The sequence below is a fragment of the Pantoea sp. Ae19-2 genome (assembly GCF_059801205.1).
Genome location: NZ_JBCHWE010000001.1, coordinates 1,104,108 through 1,121,131, shown reverse-complemented (window position 1 = coordinate 1,121,131; position 17,024 = coordinate 1,104,108). Strand labels below are relative to the sequence as shown.

The window sequence follows — 17,024 nt, the reverse complement described above, 5'->3', positions numbered from 1 at the left end:
CGCTCCTGGAAAAGTTACGATCCTGATTACTTATGTAGTGGTTTCAAAATAAAATACGTTCCAGGCATAACAAAAACTTGATCGTTCTGCTTTAGCCATCAAAAAATGTCATGGAAGAAAAGTGCATTTTACATAAAGAAGAATAAAAGTTGCGTATTGTTATAATGCACAAAAAAACAATGAAGAGTAATTAAACTATTCATCCATTTCAATTATTTCCCCTATATAATGCTCTTCAAACTCACGTAATACACGATAAACCTGCGCCACAGCTTTTAAAGTTTCACGACTTATATATGCCCCCTCCTGAACAGAATGGTAAAGCGTTCTGGTCAGCCAGATGAATCTTACGACTGGCACGCCTTTACTCTGCGCTTCTGCAATAATTTCCTTAGCCTCATATCCCTCACTTTTAAACAACATTAAAGGCAGAGGTGTCACACCATTACGATAATATAATCCGATTGCATAGTGAGTGGGGTTAACAAGGATCATATCTGCATCTTCCGTATTGACAACACGTTGCGGTTTAGGATCCTCATTCAAAATCTCATGTGCTTTCTGCCGGCGGTGCCCTTTCATATGCGGGTCGCCTTCATTCTGCTTATGTTCATTACGTATGTCCTCGTGGCTCATACGTTGCTGCTTAAGGTGATAAAACTTCTGTAATGCAAAATCTATAATACTTAATAATATTAAGATACCAAGCGTAGTTCTGGTCAACTTAATTAATAGCGAGAGCACTGCAATCCAGAATTGGTTAAGATCTTGTACAGAGGCTAACTGTATAAATGAGGAAAGCTCAGACTCAAGTGAAAAGTAAAAGACTACAAATATAACTGCAGCTTTAAAAATATTTAAAAACAAAGACGTCAACTGCTTTGCAGAAAACATATTTTTAAGATGACCAGCAGGGTTTAATGCATCGAATTTAAAAGAAATAGATTCTATCGCAAACAGCGGTCCAAACTGTACCCACCCCCCTAGAATACGCATGATAACAACCACAGAACTTGTAACAGCAGAGAAATAAGCCAGACACCACAATGAAGATAAAAAAACATCTTTGATAGCAGTGAAAAACGGCTCATTGATGTTTATCACGGATTGCGAAAAGATAGATTGTAATCTTTGCATACCATCGCCGGCCAAAGCAAAAATTGTCTCAAGTAAACCTGCACAGATAAGGAGTTTTGGAACATCCTGGCTCTGGCCAACCTGCCCTTTTTTTCGCGCTTCCTGCAGTTTCTGAGGTGTTGCCTGTTCTGTTTTTTCAGACATATCATCCCTACTTATCTTTTACTAAATACATTTTTTAGAATGACAACAAGATCTTTGAAATCATATAAGTGACGACTAACAATTTCATTTAAACTCGGAATATAAAGAACCAGGAAAAACATTCCTAGCAAGCATTTTACAGGAGCAGCCAATAGGGTCGCCTGTAACTGAGGACTGTATATACTCAATATAGCCAGTGCAAAATCGACCATAAGTAGAAGTACGACTATTGGACCCGCATAAATAACGATATCAATAAAAACCTCTTTCAAAACCTCTAGATAAACTCTAAATCCGGCATAATCAGGGAACGGCATCCACTGAAGAGGTTGCCAAAGTAAATAACTATCCCATAGCACCTGGGTTATTACAGTAAGGCCAAGCCCAGATAGCAATAAAAAAACAACCGATTGTTGCATAAGAAAACTTAGTGGGGTTTCGTCTTCACCCAATAAGGGGTTAAGCTGTCCTCCCATCAATGCTCCTCGCTGATTATCAAACAAAGCACCAACTGACTGAAATAACCAAAATGGCATACTCAGGAATAAACCTATTAATAACCCAATGACTAATTCCTTAATAACTAAACCACCAAGAAAAAACCATGAGGGATTATTAAGGAGCATTGACTGTTGAATAGCAGGGGCAGGAAAAAGTGCAACAGCTATGGCGATAACACCACGTAGTCCACCTTTAATAACGCCGAAGGAGAACACAGGTGATAACAACAGGCAGGGGTAAATGCGCGCCATCCCAAAGCCGACTGAAATGATAAAAGTGAACATCTCATGAAGTTGGCTATTCCACATAACTAACTCTTCACATAAGGCATCATTTGAAATGCACTTTGAGTTAAGTCAATTAATTCGACGCCTATCCAACGTCCGCTAAAAGCCAGCACTAACCCGACTGCAACGAGCTTAATTGCAAAAGGCAAGGTCTGATCCTGAAGTTGCATCACAGCTTGCAGTAAGGACACAAGGGTTCCTACTATCACCGCAACAATAAGCGGTGGTGCAGAGAGATACACTACAAGTAACATTGACTGCCGAAAAAGTGTCATGATATCCATATAGCCCTCACTACATATAGCTGTAGAATAAACCGTCAAGTAGCCGTGTCCAACCACTTACTAAAACAAAAAGTAAAATTTTTAGCGGTAAGGATATCGTCATTGGTGAAACCATTTGCATTCCCAGAGCAAGTAAAACATTAGAAACAATTAAATCAACAACAATAAAAGGAATGAAAATTAGAAAACCAATTTTGAAACCATTTTGTAGTTCCGATAATACAAACGATGGTATTAGAAGCATCAGACTATCATGTGTGAGAGAATCAGCCATGGTTTTCGGCCACATTCGTTGTGCATTTTCTTGTAAGTGCGTTAGGATATCGGGATCAGCATTCTTTAACATAAAATGCTGTAACGGTTCAATAGCGTTATGTGTTGTAGAGTCGAGCTTTTCAGGTGTCTTCATATCAATTGGCACAGCTTTAACATGCTCCGACATTTCATTAAAAACAGGTGCCATAACAAAAAGCGTTGCTGCAAGTGCAATACCGTAGATAGCCATATTTGGGGGGATTTGCTGCACCCCCATCGCATTACGTGTTAATAAAAGCACCATAGATATCTTTAAAAAACTTGTACATATTATTAACATAATAGGCAGCAACGACAATGCACCAAGAAAAAGTGCAAGAGTCATCGGATTAAGTGAAAGATCTTGCATAAATATCAACTATCCTCATGCAATGAACGTGCCGAACCTGACAATATATTTGTAACCTGAAAGCCTAACTTCCCCTCGACATCAACCAGTTCACCTTTTGCAATACTGTAATCACCATGACAAAGTAAGGCTTCGCCAGGAATAACATTATCAACAAGTATCAATGATCCTGTATCAAGTTGCTGAAGTTCACCTAGTGTCATTTTCAGTACCCCACAGCGAACTGAAAGTGACAATGGTATAGGAGCAAAAGCTGGATTCGTGGTTGTTTTCGCATCGCTCTTTTCGAAGGCGTATGTCGTTTCTTCTGGTTCTTCTGGATGTAAATTCACGGTAGTAGTCTCCACATTTTTAACATAAAAATATTCCATTTCACCCGCTTGCTTACAAAATTCACCTTTAAGAATTAATTTACCGCAGGTAATGATACCTTTTCCTTCAGGGGTAAAATCGTTACGTTGAAGTAGAACTAAATCATTCTTTCTTAAGCCTGAAATTGCCTCGATACTTAACGCTGTCTTTCCTATTTGGATAGGAAAACTCATGGGAAAACTTTCAGGCAACATTCTGTTAGTACAGTGCCATTCATTTTTGTTAAGTAACTTTTCAAGCACATTTTCTGACATCTTTACAGCACTACAAAAATGTTGCTGGTTTATCCTAACCTCAAGCCTTAATGTAAGGCTCTCAACGGTACATAATTCTTCCTCCTGATTCGTTATCGTATCGGGTTTTATAAAACCAAAAAGCATTGTTATTTCAAAAGGTAAATGCGTATTCCACCACGACCAAAACCAGTCACCATTTTCATGTGCATCTGCTGCAGTAAAGGTGGGGGCATCAGTCAAGCTTGCGAGCAGAGTTTCAGCCTCAGTTAAGGCGAAGCCCCCAGACTCGCATTGCCAATAGCTCAATGTCTTGACCATTTCACCTTGATACAGGCTTAAATAAATTGTCCCTAATGCGTCATGGCGGTTAAAATACCAGAGTAGTCCCGATCCGATCCTCTGACGAAGCCTCTGCTCCTTATATGTGATAAACCGCAATTTCAGTGATTTCATTAGCAAACCTGTATTTTTTGTGTAAGGTTTAAACGAACGGATTTGCCTAATTTTTTGTCCAGAGAAAGTCGGCATTTCTCACGAAAAGGATTCAGTGCCTTGTAAGCCTGTTCTTGTAAGCCTAGACTGATATCTAACCCATTATCATGAGTTTGTTTAAAATTAACATCCACGGCACCGAGACAAGGTAACTCAATTGAAAATTTGCATTCATTATATGGAACAGTTTGTATCAGCTGTTCTATATCAGAATCCAGTTCATCCCATGTAAAGGGAACATGAGGAGCAGATTTATTCTCATACTCCTCCCTTCTCGTCACAGGCTGTTGGAATGAAGGAAACTCATGAAGAAGAGGTACGATTTCGTCCTCTTCATCATTAAGTAGACGCATGAATAAACCACCTTCTTCTTCAGAAACGAGAGAAGTATGATTCTGACTAAATCTTTCGCCCGCCCCCGTACGGCATAAACGATTTGTTCGTTCATCCGCAAAGCGCATATTTTTTTTCTCAGCTTCTTGTCTGTTACGAGTAACCTGCAATTTTCCAACTTTTGATGTGTTTTCCTGATTATCTGTATAGGCCTGATTCGTTTTTTTTTCGAGACTAAGCTTATTCTCAACATAAAACAGATTAGTATTAATCATGATAATTCCTTAATAACATCAAGAAGCGATTCAATTTTCTCAACATCACGAAGTCTCATTTTTTTCTCGAATGCAGTTTTAAGAACCTTCGCCTGCTTTTGCTCGACATCACTCTGCAACTTTGAAACACGATTAGCATTTTCTAATACTGTTTTTTTTGCATCGTCCTCTTTATCCAGGGAGGAAATCAACTTGGTATAGGATTGCAACCCTAAGTTTTTATCATTGAAAACCCGACAAATTTCTTTATACGTGAATATTTTCTTTTCAAGAGCTTCTTCAGTTTCAGCCTTTAATTCCTGGCTTTTTTTTAACGATTTTTTCTGTTCGCGCTCAATACGTTCGATCTTATGAAGACGTTCTTTACGTATTGGCAATAAAACTTTGATGATATGTTCATAGTCATCAAACTCGGACATAGTGCCATCTTCAGTTTCAAAATAGTTATACTTTTGCATAATGACTTAACACATCCAATTCGTTCCTGGTTTTATCATAGGGACAAGGCAAACGATTAGATTGTTGTAAAAAATTTGCTATATAATCCTGTGCCTCAACCGCCGCATCGGTAAAATTATCATTTCCTTTTTGATATTCCCCCAAGCGGAGAAGCATTTCTACTTGCTTATAGGCTGCCATTAACCTGCGTACTGATGTCGCTTGTTTCATGTGATGATTATCTACAACATTTGTCATGGTACGACTGAGGCTTGCAAGAATGTCAATTGCAGGATAATGCCCCTTTTCAGCAAGTTTTCGCGTCAGAATAATATGACCATCAATTAACGATCGAACCTCATCAGCGACAGGGTCATTCATTGAGTCTGATTCAATCAAAACGGAATAAAATGCAGTAATGGAGCCCGTATTTGTCCTGCCTGCTCTCTCTAACAATTTAGGTAACAATGTATAAACAGAAGGAGGTAATCCTCCTCGTCCGGGAGGTTCACCTAATGCAAGACCAATTTCACGCTGGGCCCTGGCAAAACGAGTCAGTGAATCGAGAATTAAAAGGACATTTTTGCCTTTATCACGATATGACTCCGCAATCGCGGTTGCGGTAAATGCAGCACGCGCTCGCTCCATACTACTTCGATCAGACGTTGAACAAACCATCACTGTTCTGGAACGTAAGGTCTCATCGAGTTCATGGTCGAGAAATTCACGCAATTCACGCCCTCGTTCACCAATTAAACCGAATACAATGACATCACAAGGCGTATTTCTCGCTAATTCTGCTAACAACGTTGTTTTGCCACAGCCGGCACCGGCAAATACCCCAACACGCTGACCCAGACCTATCGTTAACAACCCATCAATAGCCCTGATGCCTGTCACTAAAGGAGAATCGATTCTGGGACGATCCGTTGGTAACGGTGGATCGCTTATTACCTGTGTATAGGTCTGGCTTTCACCTGGGATCGTAAAAGCATCAATGCCACCAGGCTCTATCGCGCGTCCAAATCCGTCGAGCACACAACCTAATAAATTATCATTCGTAACAATACTATGTGCGACATACAGGGGAGTAACTCTGGCACCTTGTGCGATTCCATCGACTTGAGATAGCGCTGAAAGCAAAACGTTATTAGGCGTAAAACCGACAATCTCTGCCATTATTGGCTCTTCGGATTTCCCCTGAACCATGCAAAGGTCCCCTAAGCGTGCAGAAGGCAAATGGCACTCTAAAAGAATGCCACCAACGCCGGTGACACGTCCAAAAACATTAATTGCGTTGAAACGATTTATTTGTTCTTTCTTGTTTTGGAACCATGCGTCAATGTCGACATTAACCTCACTCATCACCAGTTAACCTCTATATTTTTATTACCCGTAAAAAGTATACGGTTGTCAGTGATAGAAGCTAAATGTAGCCCATCGATATCATCACCAATAAAAACACGCTTTCCATCATCAGTAACAATGTTAGCATGTCCCCCTGTAGATACTTGAACAATCCTAAAAGGGAGCTTTTCTGATAATGGGCGTGTGTTATTCACGAGTTGTGGCATAGCGTTATACTCATTGTGGAAACGAGCAATCATGCGGTCCAATATTAAAATACGTTCTTTACTTAACTCACCGTATAAAACAACCTTCCCCTTCTGCATGTCGATTTTGACACCAGGAATAAGATTCCTTTCTCTTAACATGGCAAGTAAAGCAGGACGCATTTCTTGAAGCGTGGCTAAAACTGGACGCTGGTTTTCGTCACGCCCGGTTTGTGCAATAGTTGGTTGTAATATCCAACTTAAAATAGTGCAACTCAATAAAAGCATAATAGTAAAAGATACCAAACGCATTACTTTTGCATATCGGTAATTTTCATTAGTTTGTTTACTTGCTATTTTAACACTATACTCTGAATGAATACCCTCTTTTTTCTCTGCCTCTTTTTTTATTATCTCCCCCGCATCAGGTCGTTTTATTCCTCCCCAACTCGTTTCAGACGATGTAATGCATAACCAAACACCGCCTACGCTAAATGGTGTATTTTCATTTAGTACATACTCCATTATCCCCTGCTCATAGAAATCACAGCCAGTGGTTTCTGCTAAATGTAATGCCCAACAATTATCCTTTAATAACAATTCAGCGTGTTTTTCACCCACCCCATCATCTTGCAAAAAAAGATCAGCATTATTATCATGGCCAATACACCATTTATCACCACAAAGTGGTAAGGCCGCGCCTTGATGCTGCCCACTCAAAACACGCAGTTCATACATAGTTGAAACCTCACTCCGTGCTTTCGCTGTCTAACGATTCGTTAATATCGAGACGGCCTAATACGTTAATAGATAAGTTTGGTAAGAGTTCTGAAAATGACATCACTCCAATATGATGCAAATCGCTTTGTATCAATCCTCGCACAGGACTGCGTAGATCTTGTGCAACAAGCAATACAGCTTTGTTAGTAGTATTTTTTTGCCAGGCATCTTTTACTAAGTGGATAAATGCAAGAGCATGTTCCTGACTGAGCGCAAAAAATATCTCGGTCTGTGTTTGACGCAGGGATTCGCGCAGTTGCTCTTCTGTTTCAGGCGAAAGAAGCCATACATTCAGTGCGTCAGATTCTTTATTCTGATAGCAAATGTGCTCTTTAAGAGAAATCCTAACTAAATCGGTTAACTGGCTTACATCTCTTTCATGTTGTCCGTGTTCAATTAGTGCTTCAGCAATGGCTCTCACTGAACGTAGAGGGATTCTCTCTGATACGAGATTTTGTAAAACGCTCGAGAAACGTGATATTGGCATGACTCGCTGTAGTTCTTGTGACAGCTCAGGCTGTTCCATTTCGAGCCACCCCATTAATGCGCGCGTCTCCTGCAAACCGATAAAATTTGCAGCACTGAAATGAATAGCATTCTCCATACGAGACATTATTCTTTCATGCACATTTTCACGCTTAACGTTCTCAGCGAGAAGGAGTTCATGTTCTGGAGGCAACCATAAAAATTCACTTTCATCGCGGCTCTCTGATCCAGTAAATTCATCTCTCACAGCATCGTCAATATGATTTAAAGCATCAAGTGAAACAGCGAGTTTGTCTGTATTAAAAGATGCTATCACTCGTGGAATCTCATAAACCGAGAACCGAAACTCATCAGCCGGTTGTGTTGCCACAAATTCAATCTCAAAAGCAGGCAAGGTAAATCCAAAATTATAAACAATGCTATTACGAAGACGACGAATGGCCTGCACCAATTCGATAGTTGAATTAGCACCTCTAACACTTTCAGAGAATTGCAGTAAATAGGGGCGCGTTGGATTGAACTCTCTCAGATCTTCTTTGCCATTGAGTTCCGGTGGAATGACTTCATTTTCCATTTTCTGATGTGAACGGCTTTCAAATTTCGTTGTCCAGACCTGAAAGCCCCCGATGGCTAAAGTTAGAATACCCAGCACGAAAAATATACTTGTCGGCATACCCGGAAGTAATCCAAAACCAAACATACCAATAGCTGCAAGCATCCATGCTTTAGGCTGGCTCGTAATCTGTTCCGCAATTTCTCGACCAATACTGTTATCCTCAGGATCACTGTCTGATGATACTCGTGTAATTATCATACCTGCCGTCATTGAAATGAGTATTGCAGGAATCTGCGCAATTAAACCATCACCGATAGTTAAAATAGAATAAACATGCATAGCATCGCCTGCTTGCATATTCAACTGCATCACGCCGATACTGAAGCCACCGATAAGATTAATGAACAGGATGACAAGACTGGCTATCGCATCACCCTTAACAAATTTCATGGCTCCATCCATAGCGCCGAATAATTGGCTTTCTTTTGCAAGTTCAACACGGCGATTCTTAGCGGTTTTTACATCTATCAGGCCTGCGCGCAAATCACTGTCAATCGACATTTGCTTTCCTGGCATGGCATCCAATGTAAAGCGCGCAGCAACCTCTGCGACACGTTCGGAGCCTTTAGTGATGACAAGAAAGTTTACAACGGTTAATATTAGAAACATGACCATACCAACAGCCAAGTTACCACCAACAACGAAATTACCAAAGGCAGCAACAATATGCCCTGCATCTTGTTGAATGAGTATCTGTCTTGTCGTCGATATCGATAGCGCCAGCCTAAACATGGTGGTTAAGAGCAAAACCGCGGGAAAGCTTGAAAATGAAAGTGGTTTAGGCAAATACATTGCTAACATAACCAGTAACGATGAAAGGCAGATATTCAGTGCGATTAAAGTATCAATGAGCTCCAGAGGGAGAGGAATAATCAGCATAAAAACAAGCGCGAGTGCGAACATTGCACCCACAACTTCTGACCGTTTCATTGCTGTAACTGCTATACGATTAAGGATTTGAACTGCGCTATTCATCTCGCCCCCGAAATTTTAACTTAGCATTAGATTTAATTATTAAATAATAAATTTATTTTACTAATCCCTTTGGTGTGGAAAAACTGTAGTTTTGCTTCCTTTCAATATCAGATAACTGCCCTATAAATTCACGTATCAAATTAAAAGTGTCATAACGTTTCTTTTGGTCTCCCCACAGAACCAATGGCACATTGTGAATTAAACTCAATAAGCGATTTGAGAAATCAAGCTGAAAAGAAGGATAGTTTCCTGAGTAATCATTAACAGCCTTGATAACGTCACGTGAATAGGCACCTCCGTCAATCATAGCCACTAAGGTAAACATCAAATCTATCCCGTCAAGGTTAAAATCAGGCGATGTATACTTTTCGCTAAAGTCCGGTATTGCATTCGTTTTTAGTTTCCATTTTCTCTGTATAGCCAGCAAAGTGCTTTCGCTGTCATTTTGGAGTGAGGTCAACCTACTTAGTTGAGAAAGTGCGGCATGAAGAATATGAAGTGACTTTAACGATATAGAAGGGCTCAATGCTGCAATGTCATCACCAAGTGCGCGTATACCAATACGTAATCCTGCGACAAAGCGATCACGTCCAAAAAGTTCCAATATTTCTTTAACTAATTTTTTACTAAGTATGTTTTTGGTTGTTTCTAAATCTGTGCTTTTCGAAACACTTCTTAAAATGTCATAAAATACGCGTCGAAAACGCTGTTTCTCATTGGCATTAGTTGATATGTCAGCCAGAGCTTTAGCGCTATTATGACCAAATCTAACTTCGATGCCTTTTTCATTTTCAAGATGATCCATGACCTCAGAAATATGTCTAGCCGTAGCATGGTTGCCTGCAATATCACTATTTCGCTGAATGATGCCAAGTAATACATGTGCTCTGGCGGGATCTCCACCAGTCACTGAAATAACTTCTTCGAGGTTAACGTCTTTTTCTCTCGTTGAAAGATGGCGCTGCAGTCGGGTTAACATTTCCTCTAAACGCTGTTGATTGTAATCTTCCATCAACATATAGAGTTCCATAACGTTTCCTATACGACTGATGCTCATACGCGATTCGACGAGATGCGATGTGTTTTCGGAGTAGATATTTTTTGTCAGGCGTACAACCCGACGTCTAATTGTGCGGTGGCCTCGAATGACATGTAGATTTGCTACCTTTTCAAAAGTATCAGCAAGCGATTCAGCAGTGAGCTGTTCACTGGGATGCGCCGAAATTTTTTTTAGTTTACTGTCAACTTCATTGGCTTCCAGGCTGAACGCTTCTGATGCACTGTTGTGAAGATAAGCATTGTTATTCTTTACTGCCATCTTTTCTGACCGAATGATGGCTTTGTGCATATTTTGATGAAAAAATCTAGCAGATTGAACCTTTAAAGTCGACATAGCCTACGCTCATCTTATTAAAATTATCTCTGTTTGTGGTGTAAACCTACCCTAAGTTCCGCCCACGTAACTTATATATCAAAAGCAACATTAATAACCTTCAGTCTGTGTGTAAAAAATGTCACACCTGCTATGCCAATTTCGGCATTAATTGTCTCAGATTAATCTCACCATACAAAAAAAAGCTTATATAACATACAAATAAAAAAACAAAAAATTGGCATATATATTGCCATATGAGATATGAAAAATTAAATAAGGAAAGACTGAAATGATGACTAATTCTGAAAATACAGGCTATACAAATAATACAGAAATATCTTATATCAATGGTGCCTCTAACATCGACTGGGAAAAAATTCTTTGTGAACAAAACAGACGACTCTATAACTTCATACGCAAGCGGATTGCAAGCCATGAGGATGTTGAGGATATTGTTCAAACTACTTGTCTGGAGGTGTTGCGCAACAGCCACAAATTTTTGGGTACATCAAAACCTGAAACATGGGTTTTTGGTATTGCAGCAAATTTAGTACGCAACTATTACAAAACGAACTATAACCGACAGAGTTATGAGGTTTTGAATGAGGAGCTTACTAATGAACTTATCGTCGATGGTGATCCATCCAACATCATAGTAAACAATCAGTTACTAACTATTATAGTCAATTCAATAGATAAGTTAAGCTCTGATACGCAAGAGATGCTGATTATGATTATTGATCAAAATGGAAGTTATCATGACGTTGCAAATACCCTTAACATTCCTGTGGGAACAGTAAAGTCCAGACTTTCACGCCTGAGAGAAACGTTAAAGAGCAGAATTGCCTGTTAGAAAACAAATTTACCTGCATATATTTTTATATATCATCGGCTTAAAATTGTTGTATTATTGTTAAAAATAAGAGATGAGATGTCTTATGAACAGATTATGCAGATTTTTTTTTAACCAGGTACAGATCAGGCTTAATTCTAGTGTAGCCGTCTCCCCTATCGCATTTTCGGTCTCTAAAACTGAGACCAGGCGGAACTTCGTAGAAAATCAGTGCTATTCAGGGCACGATTTTAAATTTGATACGATGAACGATGCCATCTATATCATAGATAAATATGGAAAAATTATTTATTTAAATCCCAAAGCCTGTTCTATGATAGGTTACACCCGTGAAGAAATTACAAATTTACATTTCAGTGTAGTCGATAAAGAACTTAAAGATAGCGATGTTTTATCTTTATGGTGGAAGTTAAGTATTCGTCAGGAAGGAATTAAATTCACCTCTCAACATTGTACAAAAAAAGATGAATTCATACCTGTTGAGGTTAATTCAAGTCGCTATCAGCTCAATACAGATACTGTTGTCTTTTGTATTGTCCGAGATCAGCGAAAATTAACCAAACTCACGCAACATCTCGTTCAAGAGGAACGGAAATTTAGGACATTAGTTGAAAACTCCCCAGACTTAATCATTCGCTTTGACAAGGATTTTAGCTGTATTTATTGTAATTCATTAGGTTTAAAAGTCATGCAGTCTTCGTTTTTCAAGGCAGGAAACTGGAAACTCACAGATATTGTCTCTTATAATTCTGTGGGTGCTAATTTTTTTTCATCTGTATCAATGGCATTAGCTACGGGGGAGAAAAACGAATCTGAAATTAAGTTTACTATGAATGGAAACATTCGTTTATTACATATTCATTGCGTCCCCGAATCGCGCATCAATCATCAGATAGATTCTGTCTTGATTGTCGGCCGTGATATTACACGTATGAGAGAAGCAGAAAAAGAACTTAGAGAAGCACATAAACAAATACAACAACTTGCACACGAGCAAGAAAAGAGAAGTGAATCGCTACGTAAAAATATTGCCAGAGATATACATGATGAATTAGGCCAATATTTGTCAACGCTACGTAATGGGTTGTCATTAATAAGTATGCAGGCGCAAAGTCCAGCCTTGGTCGACAGACAAGTTCTCAAAATGACGGAATTGGTGGACACGACATTGAAGGTATTGAGAGACATTTCTACACGCCTACGGCCTAATCCTCTGAACATGGGGCTCATTCCCACACTCGAATGGCTTCGCGACGACTTCATTAAAAATAATAGCTGTGCCTGTATATTAATCATTCCAAAAGAATCATCTTTTCGGATCAGTGATACTATAACCACAACTGTTTTTCGTGTTGTTCAGGAATCATTAACTAATGTCATAAGGCACGCAGAAGCGACGCGCGTTTACATCATAATGGAAAAAAACAGCAAAAACCTCATCGTTAAAGTTAGAGACAATGGACGGGGATTTAAGTCTACACGAAACCGGCCAAACTCGTTTGGAATACTAGGCATGAAGGAAAGATTAACGATGCTCGAAGGGAGGCTGGATATTAAAAGTGAAGTTGACAAGGGGACAACTATTGAGTTAACCATACCCTTAAATGACAGAGAGGATTGATCATTATGACTATAGAAATAGTTATAGCAGACGATCATGAACTCATGAGGGAAGGATTGAAGCAGATTTTTGCTTTCTCTAATAGCAATATAAAAGTCGTTGGTGAGGCTTGTAACGGTTCAGAGGTTATAGAAATCCTTAGAGAGGTAACACCAGATATTCTTCTTTTAGATATTTCAATGCCAGGAATAAGTGGTGAAGATCTTATTCGCAGGATACATTGTCACCACTCAAAACTTCCCATTTTAGTGGTAAGTATGTTTAATGAACCACAAATAGCGCGTCGTATTCTCAACAGCGGAGCGCTTGGTTATATAACTAAAGATCGAAGTCCGGAAATTTTACTAAAAGCTATTAACAATGTCGCAAAAGGAATTAGATTTATAGACCACGAACTTGCTCAAGATATTATTTTCGCTGAATATTATCATGGTAACCAAGCTCCGCATGAAAAACTGACTATGCGTGAACGACAAATTATGATCATGTTAGCGCATGGTGAAACAATTAACGCGATTGCTAATACCCTGTCTATTAGCAACAAAACAGTAAGCACATACAAGTCACGAATGATGGAAAAAATGCAGTTTTCAACTAATGCTGAAATAGTCAAATACAGTCTAAATTATAAACTCGTTCAATAAAATTTTTCTTTGGCAACATTTACGCATCATTAAGTGACATCATGTCCACTTCACCTCTTTGTAGATAAGTGATAAGCACGTGAATTAAATTTTTTTAGGGGTTACAAGTACTAAACTGAGTGTAAATGGAACCAATGTCATCCTCAAGCAACATAATATATGCGCAAGTCTTATTCAGCCTTGCTTTTTTAATTATGCAGAGGATATATAATGTCTTTATCTATAGCTAATAGTGCATCAAATAGCACGCCCGCATTGAATCAGGCACCAACTTCACCTGATTTTGGTGGAAATCAATATCAAACGGCAGATAGTCATACTTCCTATGATTCTGCTAATAATCAATCTGTTACATCGTCTTCTAATAAAATTAACTATGCCTCGGATAAACCTGTTCCAAATTTGGACAGTATTGCTAATACTGCCAGCACATCGGAGCAGGAAGCACAAAGCAGTTTTAAGAGTAAACTGATCGAACTATCAGGAATGGAGAATCTTTTTAAGCTGACCTCGGCTCAGACAAATTCTTCTCAGAATGTGAACCCAGAACCATCAAATTCTTTATATGATAGTCAATCTGACAATCAAGTTTTATCATCTGAGGCATTTTCTTCCCCTGCCGCACCCAGTAATGAACTGAGTAGTCCTGATACGATTACTGATGAAAAAGATAATACACAAATACCCACTGAAGAAAATTTAAAAGCGGGTCGACCGGCTGACGATAAACGTAGTGCAGAGGAGATTATCAATGATTGTCCTGCACTTAAAAATCTTGGCGATCAGAAGGATATCAAAAAGGATGAGTTAAAACAGCGGTTCGGAGACTGGACATCCAACAATCCTGACGCGCAATCACGTGCAGATGCCGCATTCAGAATGGCCAAGGTTCTTCATTTCATTGACAATATGCCTCAAAACGATGGTACACCACGGCAGGCTGATGGCGACATTCAAGGTATCACACATGACGGCGATGCTCGTCATGGCACTGAAGCTGGTATTCTTAAGGACGTTGCTGAGAAGGGACTCGAGAAACTTAAAAATGAAGACGGTAACTACGCCCTTCCTAAAGGAGATGGGCACGTCAAAGCCGATGGGAGTAACTATGATAATTTTCAATGGGGTATGAAAAAAATTGGCGAAGTCTTTTCTAAAATTCCGCTTTTCAGCAGTCTGGTAGCGCCCATATTTACAAATATGGGTGAAGGTAATGGGTTGGGCGGCGTGCTCAAGGGCGCGATGAAGGGCGTCAAAGATACCACGCTTACAAAACTTAAGATGGCAGAAGGTTTTGCAACTGGTGGAGCCGCAGGACTTGCGGAGGCCGTCGGCGAGCAGGCTGTTGCAGATAGTGCGAAAATTATTAGTGAAAGTAAGACTAAATCAAAACATGTTTAAATTTTTTTCATTCCTGTCTTCTGTGCTTTAAATATATTATTCACATAATAAAGGCATAGAAACCTTTTTTCAAATGAGGTTTCTATGCCTGCACTTCATAAGTATGACGCTACTGGAATCGATCACCCTCTTTCAAACCTACATCATGTCGCATTGAGCCATCACTTTGAAATTGATCCATCCAGGGTAATACAGATGCACCCTCTGCCCGAAGTATCCCTAAGTTATCATTTACTGCTTTTATTGCAGTGTTACGGTGTTCAAAATTACTCCCGCCCAACCAATTTGCATTACCAACTTCACCAATTTGAAGTTTGTATCCCTTGCTTTTTAATGCATTTAGTTCATCAGTCAGTCTTTTTGACGCGTCGCTATCATTTGAGTACTCGTGAATACTTCCAATAAGTGCTGGGCTGTTATTCCCATTTGCCTTATTCAGTTGTGCGCTAAATTTCACTAATCCGCTTTCTGGACCTGTTGTCAGCCCGCCTCCCCAGTTACTGTCTTCTACAATAATTGAACCTTTATAACCTGCATCCCTTGCGCTTTTAATCAACGTAGACTCCATATCAGCCCAATCTTGCGAAGCACTTGTGCCACCCTCATTAAATGTGTCGAGCCAAAAACTTGCATGCGCACTAAAATTACCAATGATTTTTTTGATATCATCACTCGCTGTCTTAAGTTTATCACCGGTTAGTACAGTCCCGCCCCCTCCATTCGAGTCGTCACGTAAGACAACTTGTATATTCACGTTGTTTTTGTCACCTGCATTTAGCATCGCATTGATTTTATCTGTCTGTGCTTTATCGTTAAGTTGAGCGTGTGTGATCTGTATCCTGAGAATAGTTCCTTTTGCATTTTTCACATCAGAAACAATTTTTGTCGCATCTGCAACGGTGTTAATTCTGTCTAGCGCTGTATTGGCACCACTCACTATTTGTCCTGCTGCCTGGGGAGTAACATTACTCGTCATTGTTTGTATATTATTGCTCTTTACCTGGGTTGAAACGAGTTTTGAGTAGGTAGGATCTTCTGTTTTTCCAGACAATGTTACTTTGTCTTGTGGGTTATCTGATTGTGTCTTTACTTCAGGTGCACTATCTGTGCTTATTTTTTCTTTATTTTGATTTTTTATTTCAGTGTTTTTCTGACGTTCGATGCCATTAGTTGCTGTCGCTTTACTATATATAATCATGTTAATTTATCCAATAGAGGTAATGATAAGATAGTTTTTGCTGCAAAATTACTATATTTTATTTCTGAGTGTTTTTTAAGCAAAAAGAATTTACACATATCGATTTTTTACTTCTGACATAAAGCAAATTAACCCTCAATTTTGCTCTTCCTGTGTATGCTTGCTAAATACTCCATCCGAATAAAAGCATTTAAAATCATCACCATGTAGCGTCTATTTAATTATTTATGTTAAGTTTGCACTCGCGCGCAAAATATGGCACTCTCTTTTACTTTAAAGGAATTAATATTTATATTCTTTGGTGTGATTTTTAACTGCTGATTTTCATTGCAAATATCATTCACTGATAATTGGTTTGC

General features: G+C 39.2%; 16 protein-coding genes. 4 read left to right on the top strand and 12 right to left on the bottom strand.

The features are described from left to right. Positions 1–195 precede the first annotated feature (195 nt). From sctU to AAIE03_RS05115, 11 genes are read right to left on the bottom strand one after another with little or no spacing between them, the layout of a single operon-like run. Entirely contained in the window at positions 196–1,281 is a 1,086-nt protein-coding gene (sctU, locus tag AAIE03_RS05165; protein ID WP_042676585.1) for a type III secretion system export apparatus subunit SctU, read from the bottom strand. Between the two features lie 11 nt (positions 1,282–1,292). After that, positions 1,293–2,090 (bottom strand): type III secretion system export apparatus subunit SctT, encoded by a 798-nt coding sequence (sctT, locus tag AAIE03_RS05160; protein ID WP_042676586.1) that lies wholly within the window; start codon positions 2,088–2,090, stop codon positions 1,293–1,295. A gap of 2 nt (positions 2,091–2,092) precedes the next feature. Then, positions 2,093–2,353 (bottom strand): type III secretion system export apparatus subunit SctS, encoded by a 261-nt coding sequence (sctS, locus tag AAIE03_RS05155; RefSeq protein WP_042676587.1) that lies wholly within the window; start codon positions 2,351–2,353, stop codon positions 2,093–2,095. A gap of 10 nt (positions 2,354–2,363) precedes the next feature. After that, positions 2,364–3,017, bottom strand: coding sequence for a type III secretion system export apparatus subunit SctR (gene sctR / locus AAIE03_RS05150; RefSeq protein WP_105076839.1), 654 nt, complete (start codon positions 3,015–3,017; stop codon positions 2,364–2,366). A gap of 5 nt (positions 3,018–3,022) precedes the next feature. Next, positions 3,023–4,078 (bottom strand): FliM/FliN family flagellar motor switch protein, encoded by a 1,056-nt coding sequence (locus AAIE03_RS05145; protein ID WP_498562845.1) that lies wholly within the window; start codon positions 4,076–4,078, stop codon positions 3,023–3,025. Further along, positions 4,078–4,725 (bottom strand): hypothetical protein, encoded by a 648-nt coding sequence (locus AAIE03_RS05140; RefSeq protein ID WP_194762187.1) that lies wholly within the window; start codon positions 4,723–4,725, stop codon positions 4,078–4,080. Before AAIE03_RS05140 ends, AAIE03_RS05145 begins: the two co-directional genes overlap by 1 nt. Next, positions 4,722–5,144, bottom strand: a complete 423-nt coding sequence (locus tag AAIE03_RS05135) for a hypothetical protein (RefSeq protein ID WP_128574353.1) — start codon at positions 5,142–5,144, stop codon at positions 4,722–4,724. Before AAIE03_RS05135 ends, AAIE03_RS05140 begins: the two co-directional genes overlap by 4 nt. A 25-nt stretch (positions 5,145–5,169) precedes the next feature. After that, positions 5,170–6,534 (bottom strand): FliI/YscN family ATPase, encoded by a 1,365-nt coding sequence (locus AAIE03_RS05130; protein ID WP_105076836.1) that lies wholly within the window; start codon positions 6,532–6,534, stop codon positions 5,170–5,172. Then, the gene (locus tag AAIE03_RS05125) at positions 6,528–7,454 is read right to left on the bottom strand and encodes an FHA domain-containing protein (RefSeq protein ID WP_498562844.1); all 927 of its coding nucleotides are present in this window, start codon (positions 7,452–7,454) and stop codon (positions 6,528–6,530) included. Before AAIE03_RS05125 ends, AAIE03_RS05130 begins: the two co-directional genes overlap by 7 nt. Before the next feature lie 10 nt (positions 7,455–7,464). After that, positions 7,465–9,573 (bottom strand): type III secretion system export apparatus subunit SctV, encoded by a 2,109-nt coding sequence (gene sctV / locus AAIE03_RS05120; protein WP_042677711.1) that lies wholly within the window; start codon positions 9,571–9,573, stop codon positions 7,465–7,467. A 52-nt stretch (positions 9,574–9,625) separates the two neighbouring features. Beyond that, positions 9,626–10,966, bottom strand: a complete 1,341-nt coding sequence (locus AAIE03_RS05115) for an HrpJ domain-containing protein (protein ID WP_112900180.1) — start codon at positions 10,964–10,966, stop codon at positions 9,626–9,628. A 271-nt stretch (positions 10,967–11,237) separates the two neighbouring features. Here AAIE03_RS05115 and AAIE03_RS05110 point away from each other — a divergent pair, with 271 nt between their 5' ends. From AAIE03_RS05110 to AAIE03_RS05095, 4 genes are all read left to right on the top strand, one after another. Next, positions 11,238–11,801: an RNA polymerase sigma factor gene (locus AAIE03_RS05110; protein ID WP_228526114.1), complete on the top strand. Its 564-nt coding sequence runs from the start codon at positions 11,238–11,240 to the stop codon at positions 11,799–11,801. A gap of 244 nt (positions 11,802–12,045) precedes the next feature. Continuing rightward, positions 12,046–13,422 (top strand): PAS domain-containing sensor histidine kinase, encoded by a 1,377-nt coding sequence (locus AAIE03_RS05105; protein WP_498562843.1) that lies wholly within the window; start codon positions 12,046–12,048, stop codon positions 13,420–13,422. 5 nt (positions 13,423–13,427) lie between these two features. Further along, complete coding sequence (locus AAIE03_RS05100) at positions 13,428–14,066, top strand: response regulator (RefSeq protein ID WP_042677713.1); 639 nt, start codon at positions 13,428–13,430, stop codon at positions 14,064–14,066. A gap of 210 nt (positions 14,067–14,276) precedes the next feature. Beyond that, entirely contained in the window at positions 14,277–15,467 is a 1,191-nt protein-coding gene (locus tag AAIE03_RS05095) for a hypothetical protein (protein WP_146742115.1), read from the top strand. A 109-nt stretch (positions 15,468–15,576) separates the two neighbouring features. Here AAIE03_RS05095 and AAIE03_RS05090 read toward each other — a convergent pair whose 3' ends face one another. Further along, positions 15,577–16,665 carry a cellulase family glycosylhydrolase gene (locus AAIE03_RS05090; RefSeq protein ID WP_498562842.1) on the bottom strand — a complete coding sequence of 363 codons (1,089 nt, stop codon included), beginning with the start codon at positions 16,663–16,665 and terminating at the stop codon, positions 15,577–15,579. Between the last annotated feature and the right edge of the window lie 359 nt (positions 16,666–17,024).